Raw genomic sequence first — 16,495 nt, 5'->3', positions numbered from 1 at the left:
GCCATGACCCCCGCCCCCGAGGACGACGTACCGCACGGCGAGGCACCGCCCCGCGAGGCACCGCCCCGCGAGGTACTGCACCGCATCGACAACGGCGTCGCCTGGATCACGCTCAACCGGCCCGAGGCCATGAACGCCGTCACCGGGGAACAGCGGGAGCGGGTCATCGCGTTGCTCGGCGAGGCGTCCGGCGACCCCGGCGTGCGGGCCGTCGTCCTCACCGCCACCGGGAAGGGCTTCTGCGCGGGCGCCGATCTGCGCGGGGGGCCGGCCACCGGTGAGCGGGTGGCCGGGGACGTGGCCCGGATGATCCGGCTCGGCGCCCAGCGGCTGATCACCGCGGTCCTCGACTGCGAGAAGCCGGTCATCGCCGCCGTCAACGGCACCGCCGCCGGGATCGGCGCGCATCTCGCGCTCGCCTGCGACCTGGTCATCGCGGCCGAACCGGCCCGGTTCATCGAGGTGTTCGTGCGCCGGGGCCTGGTCCCGGACGGCGGCGGCGCGTACCTGCTGCCCCGGCTGCTCGGGCCACAGAAGGCCAAGGAGCTGATGTTCTTCGGAGACGCCGTGTCCGCCGCGGAGGCCGAACGCCTCGGGCTGGTCAACACGGTGGTTCCGGCGGAGGCCCTGGAGGCGACCGCGCGCGCCTGGGCGGAGCGCTTGGCCCAGGGCCCGACCCGGGCCCTGGCCCTGACGAAGCAGCTCGTCAACGCCTCCCTCGACGGGGACCGGGCGGCGGCCCTGGCCGCCGAGGCCGCCGCCCAGGAGATCAACATGACCACCGTCGACGCCAACGAGGGCGTGGCGAGCTTCGTGGAGCGCCGCACCCCCAAGTACCTCGGCCGCTGAGGGCGCGAACGGGCGGCGGGCGGCGGGCAGGCGGCCGGGGGAAGCCGGGCGGGCGCTACATCTGCGGGTTGGGCTTCAGCAGCGCGAACGTCGCCCCGAACGGGTCGGCCACCCACGCGATCCGGCCGACGTCCGGCACGTCGGCCGCCGGCATGAGCACCGAGCCGCCGTTGCCCTGTACGGCGCTCACGGTGGCGTCCGCGTCTGTGACGTGGAAGTACGGCACCCAGCTCGGGCCGGCACCGCCGCCGCCCGCGCCGTCGCCCAGCGGCGCGACCCCGCCGAAGGACGCCTCGCGCTGGTCGCCGTCCTTGACGCTCAGCACCCGGTAGGTCATCCCGGGCGCCTGCATCTCCTCGCTGCGCCAGCCGAACACCCCGTGGTAGAAGGAGACGGCCGCGAGCGGGTCGGGTACGTGCAGCTCCACCCAGACCAGCGTGTTCTCGGCCGAGGCCACCTCCAGGCCGGCGGTCTTCCCGGGCTGCCACGAGGCGAACTGCGCGCCCTGCGGGTCGGTGAACTGCGCGAGCCACCCCTCCCCCATGACGTCCATCGGCTCCATCCGGACGGTGCCGCCGCCGTCCCTGACGGCCTGGACGGTGGCCTGGATGTCCGGGCTCATGAAGTGGACCATCCAGCCGGACTTCGCGCCCTCCTCGGTGAGCGGGCCGATCGCGGCGACGGTCTTGCCGCCCTGTCGGAAGAAGCCGTACCCGCCGGTGTCGGGTCCGGCGGAGACGAAGTCCCAGCCGAAGACGCCGCTGTAGAAGGCGGTGGCCGCGTCGACGTCGGGGCTGCCGAGGTCGAGCCAGTTGGGTGATCCGGTACGGAAATCGGTGCCGAGCATGGGGTCTCTCCCGGGTGTCTGCGGTGGTTCGGCGTACGGCGGCACGCCGGTCCCGCCACCATGCCGAGCCCGCGCGCGGCTACCCGACGTACGGGTCCGGGCGGCCCGGGGTTTCACCCGACCGGCGGTAGCGCGGGCCCCTCGGCACGGGCCGTCCCACCCCTTCCCATCTGACGAACCGTCAGCTTCAATCGAAGGGTGATGGGACACGCAGGGATGGCGGCCACCGTCGTCCGATACCTCAGGTCGGTCGGCTCCCCCACCTCCGCCGCGGCGGCGCCCGATCCGCTGCCGGGCGGCGCGCTGCCCCGCCCCGACCTCCGGGCCGTACGGGACGACGAGCGGGCCCCAGTCGGCCCCGCGGAATTCCGGGCCGTCCTCGGGAACTTCGCCAGCGGGGTCACCGTCATCACCGCCCCCGCCGGCGACGGCACCGGAGGGCCGGCCGGCTTCGCCTGCCAGTCCTTCGCCTCGCTGTCGCTGGACCCGCCCCTGGTCACGTTCATGGTGGCGCGTACGTCGACCACCTGGCCCCGGATCGCCCGCGCGGGGGTGTTCTGCGTCAACATCCTCGGCGCCGGACAGGGCGCGCTGTGCCGGTCGTTCGCGGTCAGCGGCGCCGACAAGTTCGCCGGCGTCAGCCACCGTCCGGCCCCCGCGACCGGCTCGCCGCTGCTGGCCGCGGTGCCCGCCTGGATCGACTGCCGGATCCACGCCGTCCACACGGGCGGGGACCACCTGATCGTCGTGGGCCGCGTCGAGGCCCTGGGCGCGGCCGGCGAAGGCGACCCGCTCCTCTTCCACCAGGGCAGGTTCGGCCGCTTCACCCCCTGACCGTACGGTTGCGGGCCCCCGTTCCCGGAGGCCCCGAACCGCGTCAGAAGGTGAGCACCCCGCGCGCGACGCGCCCGTGCCGCGCGTCGTCCACCGCCTTCGCGAAGTCCTCCACCGGGTAGACCGCCGTCACCAGCTCGTCCAGCAGCAGCTTGCCCTGCCGGTACAGCTCGGCGTAGAGCGCGATGTCGCGCTGCGGCCGGGAGGACCCGTACCGACACCCCATGATCGTCTTGTCCAGGTAGAGGGACGACACCTGGAAGGACGCCTCCTCCTTGAAGCCGGGGACGCCCAGCAGCACCGCCTGTCCGTGCCGGTCGAGGAGGTCGACGGCCTGCCGGATGAGCCGTACGTGGCCCACGCACTCGAAGGCGTGGTCCGCGCCGGTCGGCAGGATCTCGCGGACCGCCGCCGAGGTGTCCCCGGCGGCCGACGCGTCGATGAAGTGGGTGGCCCCGAACTGCCGGGCCACCGTCTCCTTCGCCGGGTTGGCGTCCACCGCGACGATGGTCCCCGCTCCGGCGATCCGGGCGCCTTGGAGCACGTTCAGCCCGATGCCGCCCGCGCCGATCACGACCACCGACTCGCCGTGGCCCACCCGAGCCCGGTTCAGGACCGCCCCGACCCCGGTCAGGACCCCGCACCCGATCAGCGCGGCCGAGGTCGCCGGGATCTCCTCCGGGATCTTCACCGCCTGCACGGCCTTGACGATCGTCCGCTCCGCGAACGCGGAGTTGGCGGCGAACTGGAACAGCGGCTTCCCGCCGCGTGAGAAGGGCTGTCCCGGCATACCGATGGCCTTGCGGCACATGGTGGGCCGGCCCCGGTCGCAGTCCGCGCACGCCCCGCAGTTGGCGAGGGTGGACAGCGAGACGTGGTCGCCGGTCTCCACGTGCGTGACGCCGGGACCGACGGCCTCGACCACCCCGGCCCCCTCGTGCCCCAGCACCACCGGCGGCGGGAACGGAATGGTCCCGTCGATCACCGAGAGGTCGCTGTGGCACAGTCCGGCCGCCGATATCGCGACCAGCACCTCCCCCGGCCCCGGGTCGCGGATCTCCAGATCGTCGACCACCCGGGCCTGCTTGCCGTCGAACACGACGCCTCGCATGTCGTCACCGCGTCTCTCTGGGCAGGCCGAGCACGCGCTCGGCGATGATGTTCCGCTGGATCTCGTCCGAGCCGCCGTAGATGGTGTCGGCCCGGCTGAACAGGAAGAGCCGCTGCTCCTCGTCGAGCCCGTTCTCGTACGGGTCCTCCCGGCCCCAGTCCGCCGGTCCGGCGGTGGCCGCCGCTCCGCGCACCGCCACCGCCAGCTCACCGAGCCGCCGGTGCCAGCCGCCCCACAGCAGCTTCGCGACGCTGGGCGCGCCCTGGTCGCCGCTGCCGCCCAGGGTGCGCAGGGCGTTCCAGCGCATGGTGCGCAGCTCGGCCCACTGGCGCACCAGCCGGTCCCGCAGGACGGGGTCGTCCGCGCCGGCGCCGGTGTGGGCGACGTGGGCGGCCAGGACCCGTTCCAGTTCGACGGCGAAGCCGATCTGCTGCACCAGGGTGGAGACGCCCCGTTCCAGGGCGAGCAGGCCCATGGCCACGGTCCAGCCGTCGCCTTCGCCGCCGACGGTCTCGGCGGCGACCGCCCCGTCGAAGAACACCTCGTTGAACTCGCTGGTCCCGGTCAGTTGGCGGATCGGCCGGACCTCGACGCGGCCCGGCTGGTCCATCGGCACCAGCAGGAAGGTCAGGCCGCGGTGGCGGCGGGAGCCCGGTTCGGTGCGGGCCAGGACGAAGCACCAGTCGGCGTCCTTGGCGAGGGAGGTCCAGATCTTCTGCCCGGTGATCCGGTGGCGCCCGTCGGCCGGGTCCCGGACGGCCGTCGTACGGACCCCGGCGAGGTCCGATCCGGCGCCCGGCTCGCTGTAGCCCTGGCACCACAGCTCCTCGCCGCGGGCGATCCCCGGCAGGTAGCGGTCCCGCTGTTCGGTGGTCCCGTAGGCGACGAGGGTGGGCGCGAGGAGGTTCTCCCCGATGTGGCCGACCCGTCCGGGTGCGCGCAGCGCCGCGTACTCCTCCGCCCACACCACCTGCCCGGTCAGCGAGAGCCGGCGCTGCCCGTAGGCCCCGTCGGGCACCTCCCAGCCCTGGCCGATCCAGCCGCCGCGACCGAGTTCGCGCTCCCAGGCACGCCGCGCCGTCACCCCCTCGTGCTCGCTGCCCGGGCCGCCGAGCCCGCGGGCCTGCGCGTACGGGCCGACGAGGTGCTCCCGCAGCCACGACCGGGCGTGGCCGCGCAGCTCCTCGTCCTCGGGCCCGAAACCGAAGTCCATGGCTCTCCCTCACGCGTTGGGGCGGCCCTTGGCGGCTGCCGCCTTGGCCATGGCCTCCAGTTGGGCGAGCATCGGCATCGGGTCGGTGCCCACCGTCCCGGGCAGGAAGTCGGCGATCTTCTCGGGGGTCCAGGGGCCGTCCGCGTACGCCGCGCGCAGCTCGCGCGGCTGCGCCCACACGGCGATCTTCGGGCCGGCGACGGTGTAGACCTGACCGGTGATCGCCGCCGCCTTCGCCCGGTCGCTGAGCAGGTACGTCACCAGCGCCGCGACGTCCTCCGGCTCGCCGATCTCCTTGAGCTCCATGGGGACGTTGGCGGACATCCGGGTCCGGGCGACGGGCGCGACCGCGTTGGCGGTGACCCCGTACTTGGCCAGGCCCAGGGCGGCCGAGCGGACGAGGGAGATGATCCCGCCCTTGGCGGCGCTGTAGTTGGCCTGGGCGACCGAGCCCTGGTGGTTGCCGCTGGTGAACCCGATGAGGGTGCCGGAACCCTGCCGGCGCATGACGGCGGAGGCGGCGCGGAAGACGGTGAAGGTGCCCTTGAGGTGGGTGGCGACCACGGGGTCCCACTCCTCCTCGGACATGTTGAACAGCATCCGTTCGCGCAGGATGCCGGCGACGCAGACGACCCCGTCGACGCGTCCGTACCGCGCGAGGGCGGTGTCGACGATGCGCTGTCCGCCCGCCATGGTGGAGACGTCGTCGGCGACGGCGACGGCCTCGCCGCCCGCGGTCTCGATCTCCTTGACCACGGACGCGGCGATCTCGCCGGCGGGTTCGCCGCCCTCGATGCCCACGCCGTAGTCGTTGACGACGACCTTGGCCCCCTCGGCGGCGGCGGCGAGCGCCACGGCCCGTCCGATGCCCCGGCCCGCCCCGGTGACGGCGACGACCTTGCCTGCCAGGAAGTTCCCCACGCCCGACCCCTTTCCGCGTTTTCTGACGGACCGTTAGATTCTATGGGCCATCCGATGCCGCAGCACAAGCCCCGGGAGTTGATGAGGCCATGACCCTGCCGGCCGAGTTCCACGACATCGCCAAGCGCGTCAACAACTGGGGCCGGTGGGGCGCCGAGGACGAGAGGGGGACCCTGAACCTGATCACCGACGCCGTGGTGCGCGCCGCGGCCGCCGAAGTCCGCACGGGCCGGCGCATCCCGCTGGCGCTCCCGCTCAAGGAGGACGGGGTGCAGGCCGGCCTGATCCCCGGCCGGGTCAACCCGCTGCACACGATGGTGCAGATCAACCAGGAGTTGTTCGGTCCGGGCACGGTGGCGTGCAGCGACGACGCCGTGACGATGGGGCTCCAGGCCGGGACCCACTGGGACGCGCTCACCCACGTCTCGCACTCGGGCCGGATCTACAACGGCCGCCCGGCCGGCACGATCACCGCGCACGGCCGCGCCGAGTTCGGCGGCATCGACAAGGCCGGTCCCGTCGTCTCGCGGGGGGTCCTGCTGGACGTGGCCCGCGCCAAGGGCGTGGACCGGCTGCCGGGCGGCCACGCGGTGACCCCCGAGGACCTCGCGGAGGCGGAGGAGTTCGGCCGGGTCAGGGTCGGGGCCGGTGACGTCGTCCTGGTCCGGACGGGCCAGGTCCAGGTGTACCTCGCGGGCGACAAGCACGGCTACGGGTTCCCCTCCCCCGGCCTGTCGGTGCGGACCCCGGAGTGGTTCCACGCGCGGGACGTGGCGGCCGTCGCCAACGACACGCTGACCTTCGAGATCTTCCCGCCGGAGATCGAGAACCTGTGGCTGCCGGTGCACGCGCTGGACCTGGTCGAGATGGGCATGCTCCAGGGCCAGAACTGGAACCTCGAAACGTTGTCCACAGCCTGTGCGGAAGTGGGTCGGTACGCGTTCTTCCTGTCGGCGATGCCGGAACCCTTCGTCGGCGGCACCGGCACCCCGGTCGCCCCCGTCGCCGTCCTCTGACCGCCCCCGGCCACTCATCGCCCCGACAGCAGGCTGAACCAGACGACCTTGACGCAGGCACCCTGCGCCACGACCGCCCAGTCGTCGGCGCAGGCGGCGACGAGCGCGAGCCCCCGCCCACCGGTGGCCAGGAGCGGCGGACCGCCGCCGGTCGGGGGGTGGGGCGGAAGGCGCAGCTCGGGCGCGCCGTCGTAGACGTAGACCGTCGCGCGCTGGTCGCAGAGCGCGACCTCGACGGCGATCTCCGGGGTATCGGTGTGCCGGTAGGCGTTGGTGACGAGCTCCGAGGCGCACAACCGCGCCCGCTCCGCCGCTTCGGCCCACCCGGCCGCGCACAGGACGGAGACCACCCAGTCCCGGGCGATCCGCACTGTCCCGGCCCGACTCGGCGCCACCATCCGGTAGGTCGCCCGCTGCCCCGGCCCCTCGTCGGCGGCCGGTAAAGCGCTCGTGTTCGTCATCGCGATCGTCTCCTGACGGGTACGGGTCCGCGCGCGCCTGCCCTCCGTGGCATCGGCCGCCTTGCCATGACGCCCCTTCAGGGCGCATAGCAGCGGCTGCACTTCGGTCCGACGGGCCTGCGACGCGGTGCTACGAGAACCGTAGGGGCAACTATGCACCGGTGCAAGCTTGCCCGGTTGGCCGCCGGGACTCGGTGGACCCGCGGCAGGGATACCGGCAGACTCATGCCAGACAAGGGGAAGGGACACATGCCGCCGAGGGACAACCCGACCGCACGCCAGGCACGGCTGGGCGCCGAGTTGCGGAAACTGCGCGAGGCGGCAGCGACGACGGCCAGGCAAGCCGCCGGTCTGCTGTCGGTCGACCAAGCGAAGATCAGTCACATCGAAGCGGGACGCCTGGGGATCAGCGAGGAGCGGATCAGGCGACTCGCGACCTTCTACTCCTGCGACGACGAGGCTCTGATCGACGCGCTCTGCGCGATCGCGAGGGAGCATCGTGGGCAATACTGGTTTGACGAATATCGGGGCATCCTTGCCCCAGGATTCCTCGACATCGCGGAACTGGAACACCACGCCGTAGCGCTCCGGTCGATGCAAAGCGTCACGCTGCCCGGACTGTTCCAGACCGAGAACTATGCCCGCGCCCTGTTCTCCGGCGTCACGCCCAGGCTTCCCGCCGCCGAGGTCGAGGCCCGCGTCGAGCACCGCATGAAGCGCATCACGGTCCTCGACCGGCCGAACCCGCCCCGGTTCGACGCGATCATCCACGAGGCGGCCCTGCGCATGCGCTTCGGCGGTCGCGACGTGGCCCGCGAGCAGCTTGAACACCTCATCGAAGTATCGGCGCGGCCCGCCATAACGGTCCGCGTGATCCCGTTCACGAACGAGGACTTCATCGAGGTGACGCAGCCCGTCCTCTACGCACACGGAGTCGTTCCGCAACTGGACACCGTGCAGATCGACAGCGCCTTCGGCGGACGGTTCCTCGACGCCGACGCCGACCTGCGCAAGTACCGCACGTTGTTCGACATCGCCGAGAAGGCCGCCCTCGACCCGGAAGGGTCGCGGCAGATCATCCATCACATCGCACGAGAACTGTGAGAAACAGCGCCATGAGCACACCCATCAGCTGGCAGAAGTCGTCCTTCTCCGGAGGCGGGGGCGAAAACTGCATCGAGGTCGGCCGGCACGGCGACGGCATCGTGATGCGCGAGAGCGACGACCCGCAAGCGATCATCACGACCAGCCCGGCCAAGCTCGCCGCCTTCATCGAGGGCGTCAAAGCCGGCGAATTCGACCACTTCGTGAGCTGACGGTTACCGGGGGCCACCCCGCGCACCGCCCGCCCCTCGCCGAGTCCCGGCGAGGGGCGCGTTCAGGTCCGGCATATATGCCCCGGTGCACTCTTGCCTCTGTCCATGGCGGAGCGCTACGGTCACCCTGTGCAGCCGCAGCCTCACCGTCCGCTGCACCGCTTCTCGCCTGCGCGGCCGTTCCCCCGCCACCTGCCGGATGGCCACGGCGCGCTCCAGCCCAGGAGGGCGGCCATGCCTCCATCCGACCCGCTCACGCGACCACAACGGACAAAGTTGCCCCCCGGCCGGGACTGTACGGTCGCCATCCGCACCGGATATTGGTTCGAGGCACTCTGCTACCCCGACGCCTACTCCACCGCGCCCGAGTTGCTCGACCGGCTCATGCTGGACACCCCCGAAGAGGCGGTCCGCCTCATCCGGACGCAGATCCGCACCACTCGCCCCTTCGCCCTGACCCCCACCGAGGTGGATCGGGCGCTCGCCTGGGCCGATGGCGGCGGGCGGTTACAGGCCCTCGCCGCCCTCCACCGGGGCGAACCCGCCGGCTTCAGCATCGTGCTGCGCAGCGGCCTGCGCCCCGAGTGGCGGGTACGCCCCGTCGACTACCTGCTGATGACCCTCGCCCACTGACGCGGCCACCGGCGCGGCGGCGATGGACGGACGCGACCGCGTTGGACGGACGGCCCCCGAAGGGGGACCTACTGGGTGGCGGCGTACGCGCATGCACGCCCCGAGCGCGGCACGGCAGCCGCCACCCCACGACCCGCACTCGTCAAGGCAGGACCCTTGGCGTCCCCTCGCGACGAATCGCTCCCCACCAGAGTGATCAACACGTGACGAACCGTCAACACCTCGTTAGAGGTACACGCGAGGTTCCCGGATCGGGGCAAAGAATTCGGCAGGCCTTTCCGGGGCACCCGCGGAGCGGTCGGCGCCCGCCTTCCGCCCCCGGTCGATCTCGCACCAGATCCGCTTCCCCGCGCCCTCGCGCTGCCAGCCCCAGCGGTCCGCGAGCCCGTCGACCAGCTCCAGGCCGCGCCCGCCGGTGTCGTCGCCGGCGGCCTGCCGCCGGGCGGGCTCCCGGTCGCTGGCGTCCGCGACCTCGACCCGCACCCCGGGCCCGCCGAACAGCATCCGCAGCACGGCCGGACAGCCGGTGTGCACGACCGCGTTGGTGACCAGCTCCGAGATCAGCAGGATCAGCGTCTCGGCGAGCGGCTCGTCGTCCCCTATCCCGGAACCCGCCAGCCGGGAGCGCGCCCACCGGCGCGCCCGGCCGACCTCGGCGGGGTCCGCTCCTACCTCAAGCTGAACCTGAAGCACCTGCACCGCTCACACCATCCGAACCGGCGGACACTTCGCCTCACGACGGAACGGGGTCACGGCCAGTGACCCCCTTGCGTAGCAGCATGGTTGACATACAGTCACCACAACAAGCGCTTCGGGCATATTCCAGCGCGAAGGAGTAGGCGTGGTGCATACTGTGCGACGCTCACGCCGCGGGGCCGCTCGCATTCGTGCGAGCGTACCGGAGCGCGCCCCCGACTCCGGTCCGTAAGGGGGCACTCGAAGGACACAAACCGATATCAACTCTCTGTAATCGGACATGCGTCCCGCCTCGTTCATCCCGTACCCCTCGCGCCTCTCCTGCCTCACACGGGCGCCGACGCCAGCAGGTCCGCGGCCAACAGCTCCGCCGCCCGCGCCGCCGTCCGCCACTGCTCCGCGCGGACCCAGGCCCGCTTCAGGTGCAGGTGCACGTCCGCCTCCCAGGTGAAGCCCATCCCGCCGTACACCTGGAGGCAGTCACGGGCCCCCCGTACGGCCGCCTCGTCGGCATGCAGCTTCGCCGCGGCGATCTCCGCGCCGTCCCCCGTCACGGCCGCCGCGTACACCGCCGCACGCGCCACCTCCGCCCGCACCAGCATGCCCGCGCACAGGTGCTTGACCGCCTGGAACGCCCCGATCGGCTGCCCGAACTGCTCGCGTCCCCGCGCGTGCTCCGCCGCCAGCTCCACCGTGCGCAGGGCGCTGCCGAGCTGGAGCGCGGCCGTCAGCAGCGCGCCCTCGTCCCGGTACGGATCGGTCCGCGCCGCGCGGTCGGCCCCCTCGGCCCGGACCACCCGGTGCAGCGGGGTCAGCGGGTCCACCGAAGGCACCGGCTCGCCCTCGGGCGGCGCCGGCGCCCCGAGGACCGCGTCGGCCTCCGCCAGGTGGGCCACCAGGGGCCCGTCCAGGTCGTACGCCGTCACCACCGTCGTCCCGGCCGCGGCGCCCGCGACCACCCCCGCCGCCAGGAACGTCGCCACCAGCGGCCCCGGCAGCAGGGCCCGCCCGGCCTCCTCGAAGACGAGGACGGCCTCCGGGAGCCCGAGCCCGACCCCGCCGTCGGCCTCCGGGAGGCGCAGCGAGAAGAATCCGGCCTCGCCGAGCTGCCGCCACAGCCGCCGGTCCACCCCGACGCCCGCCTCCACCGAGGCCCGCAGCGCCTCGCGCCCGTACCGCCCGGCGAGCAGGTCCCGTACGCCCGCCCGCAGGTCGCGCTGCTCCCGGCTCGGCTGGAAGTCCACGCCGCTCACCGCCCCTTCGGCAGGCCGAGGACGCGCTCGGCGACGATGTTCCGCTGGATCTGCGAGGTGCCCGCCGCGATGGTGTACGACAGCGACGAGAGCCGGTCCAGCACCCATTCCTCGTCCAGCGCGAGCGAGCCCGCGCCGAGCACCTGCGCCGCGGCGTCGTACAGCTCCTGCCGCGCGTGGGAGTACGCCAGCTTGAAGACGCTGCCACCCGTGCCCGGGACGCCGCCCGAGCGCTCGGATTCGCTGACGTTCCACTGCGTCAGCCTCCAGAGGGCGCCGAACTCCCCGTGCAGCCGTCCCAGGGTGCGACGTAGCACCGGATCGTCCCAGCGGCCGTTCTCCTTCGCGGTCCGGGCCAGCAGGGCGAGCGTGCGGCGGCAGGCCACCACCTCGCCGACGAAGGCGGTGCCCCGCTCGAAGGACAGCGTCACCATCGTGACCCGCCAGCCGTCGTTCTCCGCCCCCACCCGGTTCCCGACCGGCACCCGCACCTCGTCCAGGAACACCTCCGCGAACTCGGCCGACCCCGCGAGGGTGCGCAGCGGCCGTACGGTGATCCCCGGCGCGTCCATCGGCATGGCCAGCCAGCTGATGCCCTGGTGCTTGGGGGCTCCGGGATCGGTGCGGACCAGCAGCTCGCACCAGTCGGCGACCTCCGCGTGCGAGGTCCAGATCTTCGAGCCGCTGATCACGTAGTCGTCGCCGTCGCGGACGGCGCGGGTGCGCAGCGAGGCCAGGTCGGAGCCGGCGTCCGGTTCGCTGAACCCCTGGCACCACATCTCGTCGCCGCGCAGCACCGGCGGCAGCCAGCGCGCCCGCTGGGCGGCGGTGCCCTCGGCGGCGATGGTGGGTCCCGCGTGCAGCAGCCCGACGAAGTTCGCGCCGACGTAGGGGGCGCCGGCCCGTTCCGTCTCCTCCAGGAAGATCAGGTGCTGGGTGGGGGTCGCGCCGCGCCCGCCGGCGTCGAGGGGCCAGTGCAGTCCCGCGTACCCGGCGTCGTACAGCCGGCGCTGCCAGCCGGCGTCGTAGGCGCGGCGGGCCGGCCAGTCGTCCGGGGACGGCTTGGGGGGCAGCGCCGGCAGCTCCTTGGCGAGCCACTCGCGCAGCCGGGCCCGGAACTCCCGCTCCTCGGCGGTGTAGGTCAGGTCCACTGGCGGGCCTCGGGGTGGCGGTCTCCGGGGTGGCGGTCTCGGCGGTCGCGGTCGAGGTCCAGGCCCAGCATGCGGATGGCGTTGCCGCGCATCAGCTTGTAGACGGTCTCGTCGTCGAGGCCCTTCACGTGGTCGAGCGCGACGTCCTTGGTGTGCGGGAACGTCGAGTCGACGTGCGGGTAGTCGGTCTCGAAGGTCGCGTTGTCGCGCCCGACGACGTCCAGCGAGGCGATGCCGTGCTTGTCGCGGAAGAAGCAGCAGAACATCTGCCGGTAGTAGTACGTGGACGGCGGCTCCGGGATCAGGTCGCGGACCCCGCCCCAGGCACGGTGCTCGCGCCACACGTCGTCCGCGCGCTCCAAGGCGTACGGAATCCACCCCATCTGGCCCTCGCTGTAGGCGAGCTTGAGCGTCGGGAACTTCACCAGCACGCCGCTGAAGAGGAAGTCCATCATCGAGGCCATCGCGTTGTTGAAGCTGAGCGAGGCCTGGACGGCGGGCGGCGCGTCGGGGGACGCGGCGGGCATCTGGGAGGAGGACCCGATGTGCATGTTGACGACGGTGCCGGTCTCCTGGCAGACGGCGAAGAACGGGTCCCAGTACCCGGAGTGGATCGACGGCAGGCCGAGGTGGGTCGGGATCTCGGAGAAGGTCACGGCGCGCACGCCGCGCGCGGCGTTGCGCCGGATCTCCGCCACGGCGAGGTCGATGTCCCAGAGCGGGATGATGCAGAGCGGGATCAGCCGACCGCCGCTGTCACCGCACCACTCCTCCACCATCCAGTCGTTGTACGCGCGCACGCAGCCGAGGGCCACCTCCTTGTCGTGCGCCTCGGCGAAGGTCTGGCCGCAGAAGCGGGGGAAGGTCGGGAAGCACAGGGACGCCTCGACGTGGTTGAGGTCCATGTCGGCGAGGCGCGCCGCCGGGTCCCAGCAGCCGCGGCGCATCTCCTCGCGGGTGATGCCCTCCAGGGTCATGTCGTCGCGGTCGAAGCCGACGGCGGCGATGTTGCGTTTGTACGGGAACTTGAGGTCCTCGTAGATCCACCAGTCGGTCGGCGGCCCGTCGGGGTCCATGGAGATCACGTACTTGCCGCCGGTGTAGACGAGGTCGCCGATGCCCGCGGTGAGCGCCCGGGGTCCGCGGTCGCGGTACTTGGCCGGCAGCCACACGTCGAAGAGGTGGGCGGGTTCGATCACGTGGTCGTCGACGCTGATGATCCGTGGCAGTTCCGTGTCCATGGTGTCCGGTGTCCCCTCGCCGTATCTGATGGACCGTCAGAAACAAGCTAGCGCCGCCGCCTCTGGACCGGCAAGCGCCGGAGCCCTACGCTCTCGCGACATCTGACACATCGTCAGCCAAGGGGAGGCCGGGATGACGGCGACGGACGGGTCGGGGACGACGGCGACGGAGCCCGGGGCGGCTCGCGGGACGGCTCGCGGGGCGGCGGCGGCCCGTGGCACGGCGGCGGCTCGCGAGGCGATGGTGGACACGGCGCGGACCCTCGGCGGCTCCGCCACCCTCTGGGAACTCGTCGCGCGCCGGGCCGCCCTCACCCCCACCGCCCCCGTACTCATCGAGGCCGCCCCGGAGCCCGCCGACGACCGCACCCTCACCTTCGGCGCGCTCCACGACCGCGCCGAGCGGGTCGCGGCGGGCCTGTACGGGATGGGGGTGCGCCCCGGCGCGGTCGTGGCCTGGCAACTGCCGACCCGCATCGAGACGGTGCTGCTCTCGCTCGCGCTCGCCCGGCTCGGCGCCGTCCAGTCCCCCGTCATCCCCTTCTACCGCGACCGCGAGACGGGCTTCGCGCTGCGCGAGTCGGGGGCGGAGTTCTTCGCCGTCCCCGGCGAGTGGCGCGGTTTCGACCACGCCGCCATGGCCGCCCGGCTGGGGGCGCGCGGCGTCTTCCGGGCCTACGAGGACCTCCCGGACGGCGACCCGGCCGCCCTGCCCGCGCCGCCCGCCTCCGGGACGGACGTGCGCTGGATCTACTGGACCTCCGGCACGACCTCCGACCCCAAGGGCGTGCTGCACACCGACCGGTCCCTGATCGCGGGCGGCTCCTGCCTGGCGCACGCCCTGCGGCCGGGGCCGGCGGACGTGGGCTCGGTGGCCTTCCCGTACGCGCACATCGGCGGCCCCGACTACCTGGTGATGCTGCTGCTGTACGGCTTCCCGGCGGTGCTGTTCGAGAAGTTCGCGATGCCGGACGCCTTGGACGGGTACCGGCGGCACGGGGTCACCATCGCCGGCGGCTCCACCGCCTTCTACTCGATGTTCCTCACCGAGCAGCGCAAGGACCCTTCCGCGAGGCTCATCCCCACCCTGCGCCTGCTGGCGGGCGGCGGCGCCCCGAAGCCGCCGGAGATCTACCACGCGGTGGTCCGCGAACTGGGCTGCAAGCTCACCCACGGCTACGGCATGACCGAAGTCCCGATGATCACGATGGGCGACCCGGACGACACGGACGAGAACCTCGCGACGACCGAGGGCCGACCCCCGCGGGGCATGTCGATCCGCATCACGACCCCGGACGGCGCCCCGCTCCCGCCGTCCGTCGACGGGGAGGTCCGGCTGCGGGGCGAGGCGGTCTGCCGGGGCTACCTGAACCCCGACCGGTCGGCGGACGCGTTCGACGCCGACGGCTACCTGATCACCGGCGACCTCGGCCACCTCACCCCGGACGGGCACCTGGTCCTGACCGGCCGCAGCAAGGACGTCATCATCCGCAAGGGCGAGAACATCTCGGCGAAGGAGATCGAGGACCTCCTCCACCTGCTCCCCGACGTCACGGACGTCGCCGTCATCGGCCTGCCCGACCCGGAGCGCGGCGAACGCGTCTGCGCGGTGGTCGAACAGCCCTCGGGTGCAGTGCCGTTGACCCTGCCCGCCGTCACGACCCACCTGCGCGCCCAGGGCCTGTCCCCGCACAAGCTCCCGGAACAACTGGAGCTGGTGGAGTCCCTGCCCCGCAACGAGGCGCTGCGCAAGGTGCTCAAGTACAAACTCCGCGAACGCTACGCCTGACCGCGCGCCGGCTCGCCGACCTCCGGGCCCGGATGCGTACGGACGGTAAACGCCGGGCCATAGCCGGCAGTTGGGCCAAATGGTGCGCTAGCGTCCGGGCCACCACGAACTGAAAACAGGTGACCCCGGCGGTGCGCCAACACCCCGGGGTCCGACACCGAAGGAATGGCTCTTCGATGCAGATTCACCTTAGCCGCCGCACACGCGGTTTCACCGTCCTCGGCAACGACCTGATCCGGGACAAGCGCCTCAGCTTCACCGCCCGGGGGATCCTCGGCTACCTCCTCTCCCTGCCGAGCGGGGCCCGTGAGGACGTACGCTCCCTCGCCGACAACAACCCGGGAGTCGGCCGGCGCGGGGTCTCCAAGGCCGTGGACGAGCTGATCCGGTACGGGTACTACGTGCGGGAGACCGTGCGGGATGCGATGACCGGCCAAGCACGAACAAAGGTGTCCGTTTTCGACACCCCGTACGGGGAAGGGGAGCCGGTTCCCGTACTACCGGCCGCCGGTGAACCGATCGACGGGAACGCGGGAGGGTTCCCCCTTCGGGCGAAGCAGAAAGAGGAAGAAAAACCCTCCCTCCCAGAACCCGTGAAGCTGACGGAGGCCGCCGGCCGAGGGGGTGAGCTGCTCCGGCGGCTCGGCGTGTACGAGCCACGGCCGGCGCTCAGCGCCGCCGAGATCCTCGTCCTGGCGCCGCTCGCGGAACGGTGGGTGGAACACGGGGTGCCCGAGCTGGAGGCCCGCTCCCTGCTCGCGGACGGACTGCCCCGCCCCGTCCACTCCGCCCGCGCCCTGCCGGCCGACCGCCTCGTCCGCAAACTACCCGCGCCCCGGGCCCGACGCGACCCCGCCGCCCCCGCGGCGTCCCTGCCCGAGTGCCCGTCCTGCCGCGACCCCCTCGCCGCCCCGGACACCCCTTGCACCGCCTGCGCCCAAGCCCCCACCCCACCACCCCGCCACACCCCGCTCCCCCCGGAAGCGGTAGCCGCCCACGCCGACGAGGCCCGCCGCGCCCTCCGCGGCATTCCGGCCCCGGTGTGACTCAGCGCCGCCGACGGGGCCCGCAGGGGCCCTAAGGGTTGTCCCGAAACTGCTGATCACGGGTGAGATGATCTTGGTGTGGCTGGTGTGATCACGGCGTCGGAGCCGTCCTGGATAG

17 protein-coding genes are annotated in these 16,495 nt (G+C 72.7%); 8 read left to right on the top strand and 9 right to left on the bottom strand.

Going from position 1 to position 16,495, the window contains the following annotated elements:
- The first annotated feature begins 3 nt into the window (after positions 1-3).
- A complete protein-coding gene (locus ACFVXJ_RS15415; protein WP_389662203.1) occupies positions 4-849 on the top strand; it encodes an enoyl-CoA hydratase/isomerase family protein in 846 nt (281 codons plus the stop codon).
- A 55-nt stretch (positions 850-904) separates the two neighbouring features.
- Here ACFVXJ_RS15415 and ACFVXJ_RS15410 read toward each other — a convergent pair whose 3' ends face one another.
- A complete protein-coding gene (locus tag ACFVXJ_RS15410) occupies positions 905-1,696 on the bottom strand; it encodes a VOC family protein (RefSeq protein WP_389662202.1) in 792 nt (263 codons plus the stop codon).
- A 216-nt stretch (positions 1,697-1,912) separates the two neighbouring features.
- Here ACFVXJ_RS15410 and ACFVXJ_RS15405 point away from each other — a divergent pair, with 216 nt between their 5' ends.
- Positions 1,913-2,530, top strand: coding sequence for a flavin reductase family protein (locus ACFVXJ_RS15405; RefSeq protein WP_389662454.1), 618 nt, complete (start codon positions 1,913-1,915; stop codon positions 2,528-2,530).
- 43 nt (positions 2,531-2,573) lie between these two features.
- Here ACFVXJ_RS15405 and ACFVXJ_RS15400 read toward each other — a convergent pair whose 3' ends face one another.
- Genes ACFVXJ_RS15400 through ACFVXJ_RS15390 form a run of 3 tightly spaced genes read right to left on the bottom strand, consistent with a single transcriptional unit; the run spans position 2,574 to position 5,775 of the window.
- Entirely contained in the window at positions 2,574-3,641 is a 1,068-nt protein-coding gene (locus ACFVXJ_RS15400) for a Zn-dependent alcohol dehydrogenase (protein ID WP_389662201.1), read from the bottom strand.
- Positions 3,642-3,645: 4 nt separating this feature from the next.
- The gene (locus ACFVXJ_RS15395; RefSeq protein WP_389662200.1) at positions 3,646-4,854 is read right to left on the bottom strand and encodes an acyl-CoA dehydrogenase family protein; all 1,209 of its coding nucleotides are present in this window, start codon (positions 4,852-4,854) and stop codon (positions 3,646-3,648) included.
- Between the two features lie 9 nt (positions 4,855-4,863).
- A complete protein-coding gene (locus tag ACFVXJ_RS15390) occupies positions 4,864-5,775 on the bottom strand; it encodes an SDR family oxidoreductase (RefSeq protein ID WP_389662199.1) in 912 nt (303 codons plus the stop codon).
- 89 nt (positions 5,776-5,864) lie between these two features.
- On the opposite strand from ACFVXJ_RS15390, the gene ACFVXJ_RS15385 reads away from it, so the two are divergent.
- A complete protein-coding gene (locus ACFVXJ_RS15385) occupies positions 5,865-6,791 on the top strand; it encodes a cyclase family protein (protein ID WP_389662198.1) in 927 nt (308 codons plus the stop codon).
- Between the two features lie 14 nt (positions 6,792-6,805).
- On the opposite strand, the gene ACFVXJ_RS15380 is transcribed toward ACFVXJ_RS15385, so the two are convergent.
- Positions 6,806-7,252 carry an ATP-binding protein gene (locus tag ACFVXJ_RS15380; protein WP_389662197.1) on the bottom strand — a complete coding sequence of 149 codons (447 nt, stop codon included), beginning with the start codon at positions 7,250-7,252 and terminating at the stop codon, positions 6,806-6,808.
- Positions 7,253-7,501: 249 nt separating this feature from the next.
- Here ACFVXJ_RS15380 and ACFVXJ_RS15375 point away from each other — a divergent pair, with 249 nt between their 5' ends.
- From ACFVXJ_RS15375 to ACFVXJ_RS15365, 3 genes are all read left to right on the top strand, one after another.
- On the top strand, positions 7,502-8,356 hold the full coding sequence (locus ACFVXJ_RS15375) for a helix-turn-helix domain-containing protein (RefSeq protein ID WP_389662453.1): 855 nt from the start codon (positions 7,502-7,504) through the stop codon (positions 8,354-8,356).
- A gap of 11 nt (positions 8,357-8,367) precedes the next feature.
- The gene (locus ACFVXJ_RS15370) at positions 8,368-8,568 is read left to right on the top strand and encodes a DUF397 domain-containing protein (protein ID WP_389662196.1); all 201 of its coding nucleotides are present in this window, start codon (positions 8,368-8,370) and stop codon (positions 8,566-8,568) included.
- 234 nt (positions 8,569-8,802) lie between these two features.
- The gene (locus tag ACFVXJ_RS15365) at positions 8,803-9,201 is read left to right on the top strand and encodes a hypothetical protein (RefSeq protein ID WP_389662195.1); all 399 of its coding nucleotides are present in this window, start codon (positions 8,803-8,805) and stop codon (positions 9,199-9,201) included.
- 225 nt (positions 9,202-9,426) lie between these two features.
- Here the strand turns inward: ACFVXJ_RS15365 and ACFVXJ_RS15360 are convergent, their stop codons facing one another.
- From ACFVXJ_RS15360 to ACFVXJ_RS15345, 4 genes are all read right to left on the bottom strand, one after another.
- Positions 9,427-9,900, bottom strand: coding sequence for an ATP-binding protein (locus tag ACFVXJ_RS15360; RefSeq protein WP_389662194.1), 474 nt, complete (start codon positions 9,898-9,900; stop codon positions 9,427-9,429).
- Between the two features lie 323 nt (positions 9,901-10,223).
- The gene (locus ACFVXJ_RS15355) at positions 10,224-11,141 is read right to left on the bottom strand and encodes an acyl-CoA dehydrogenase family protein (protein WP_389662193.1); all 918 of its coding nucleotides are present in this window, start codon (positions 11,139-11,141) and stop codon (positions 10,224-10,226) included.
- Between the two features lie 5 nt (positions 11,142-11,146).
- A complete protein-coding gene (locus tag ACFVXJ_RS15350; RefSeq protein ID WP_389662192.1) occupies positions 11,147-12,301 on the bottom strand; it encodes an acyl-CoA dehydrogenase in 1,155 nt (384 codons plus the stop codon).
- Positions 12,292-13,542: an amidohydrolase family protein gene (locus ACFVXJ_RS15345; RefSeq protein ID WP_389662191.1), complete on the bottom strand. Its 1,251-nt coding sequence runs from the start codon at positions 13,540-13,542 to the stop codon at positions 12,292-12,294. The genes ACFVXJ_RS15350 and ACFVXJ_RS15345 overlap by 10 nt, the downstream gene beginning before the upstream one ends.
- 241 nt (positions 13,543-13,783) lie before the next feature.
- Here ACFVXJ_RS15345 and ACFVXJ_RS15340 point away from each other — a divergent pair, with 241 nt between their 5' ends.
- Complete coding sequence (locus ACFVXJ_RS15340) at positions 13,784-15,331, top strand: class I adenylate-forming enzyme family protein (protein WP_389662452.1); 1,548 nt, start codon at positions 13,784-13,786, stop codon at positions 15,329-15,331.
- Positions 15,332-15,507: 176 nt separating this feature from the next.
- Entirely contained in the window at positions 15,508-16,377 is an 870-nt protein-coding gene (locus tag ACFVXJ_RS15335; protein ID WP_389662190.1) for a hypothetical protein, read from the top strand.
- Positions 16,378-16,495 lie beyond the last annotated feature (118 nt).

Origin of the sequence: Streptomyces sp. NPDC058279 (genome assembly GCF_042881255.1) — a bacterium.
Taxonomy (GTDB): domain Bacteria; phylum Actinomycetota; class Actinomycetes; order Streptomycetales; family Streptomycetaceae; genus Streptomyces.
The sequence above is the reverse complement of the archived record's forward strand: the minus strand, read 5'-3'. Positions and strand labels throughout refer to the sequence as shown.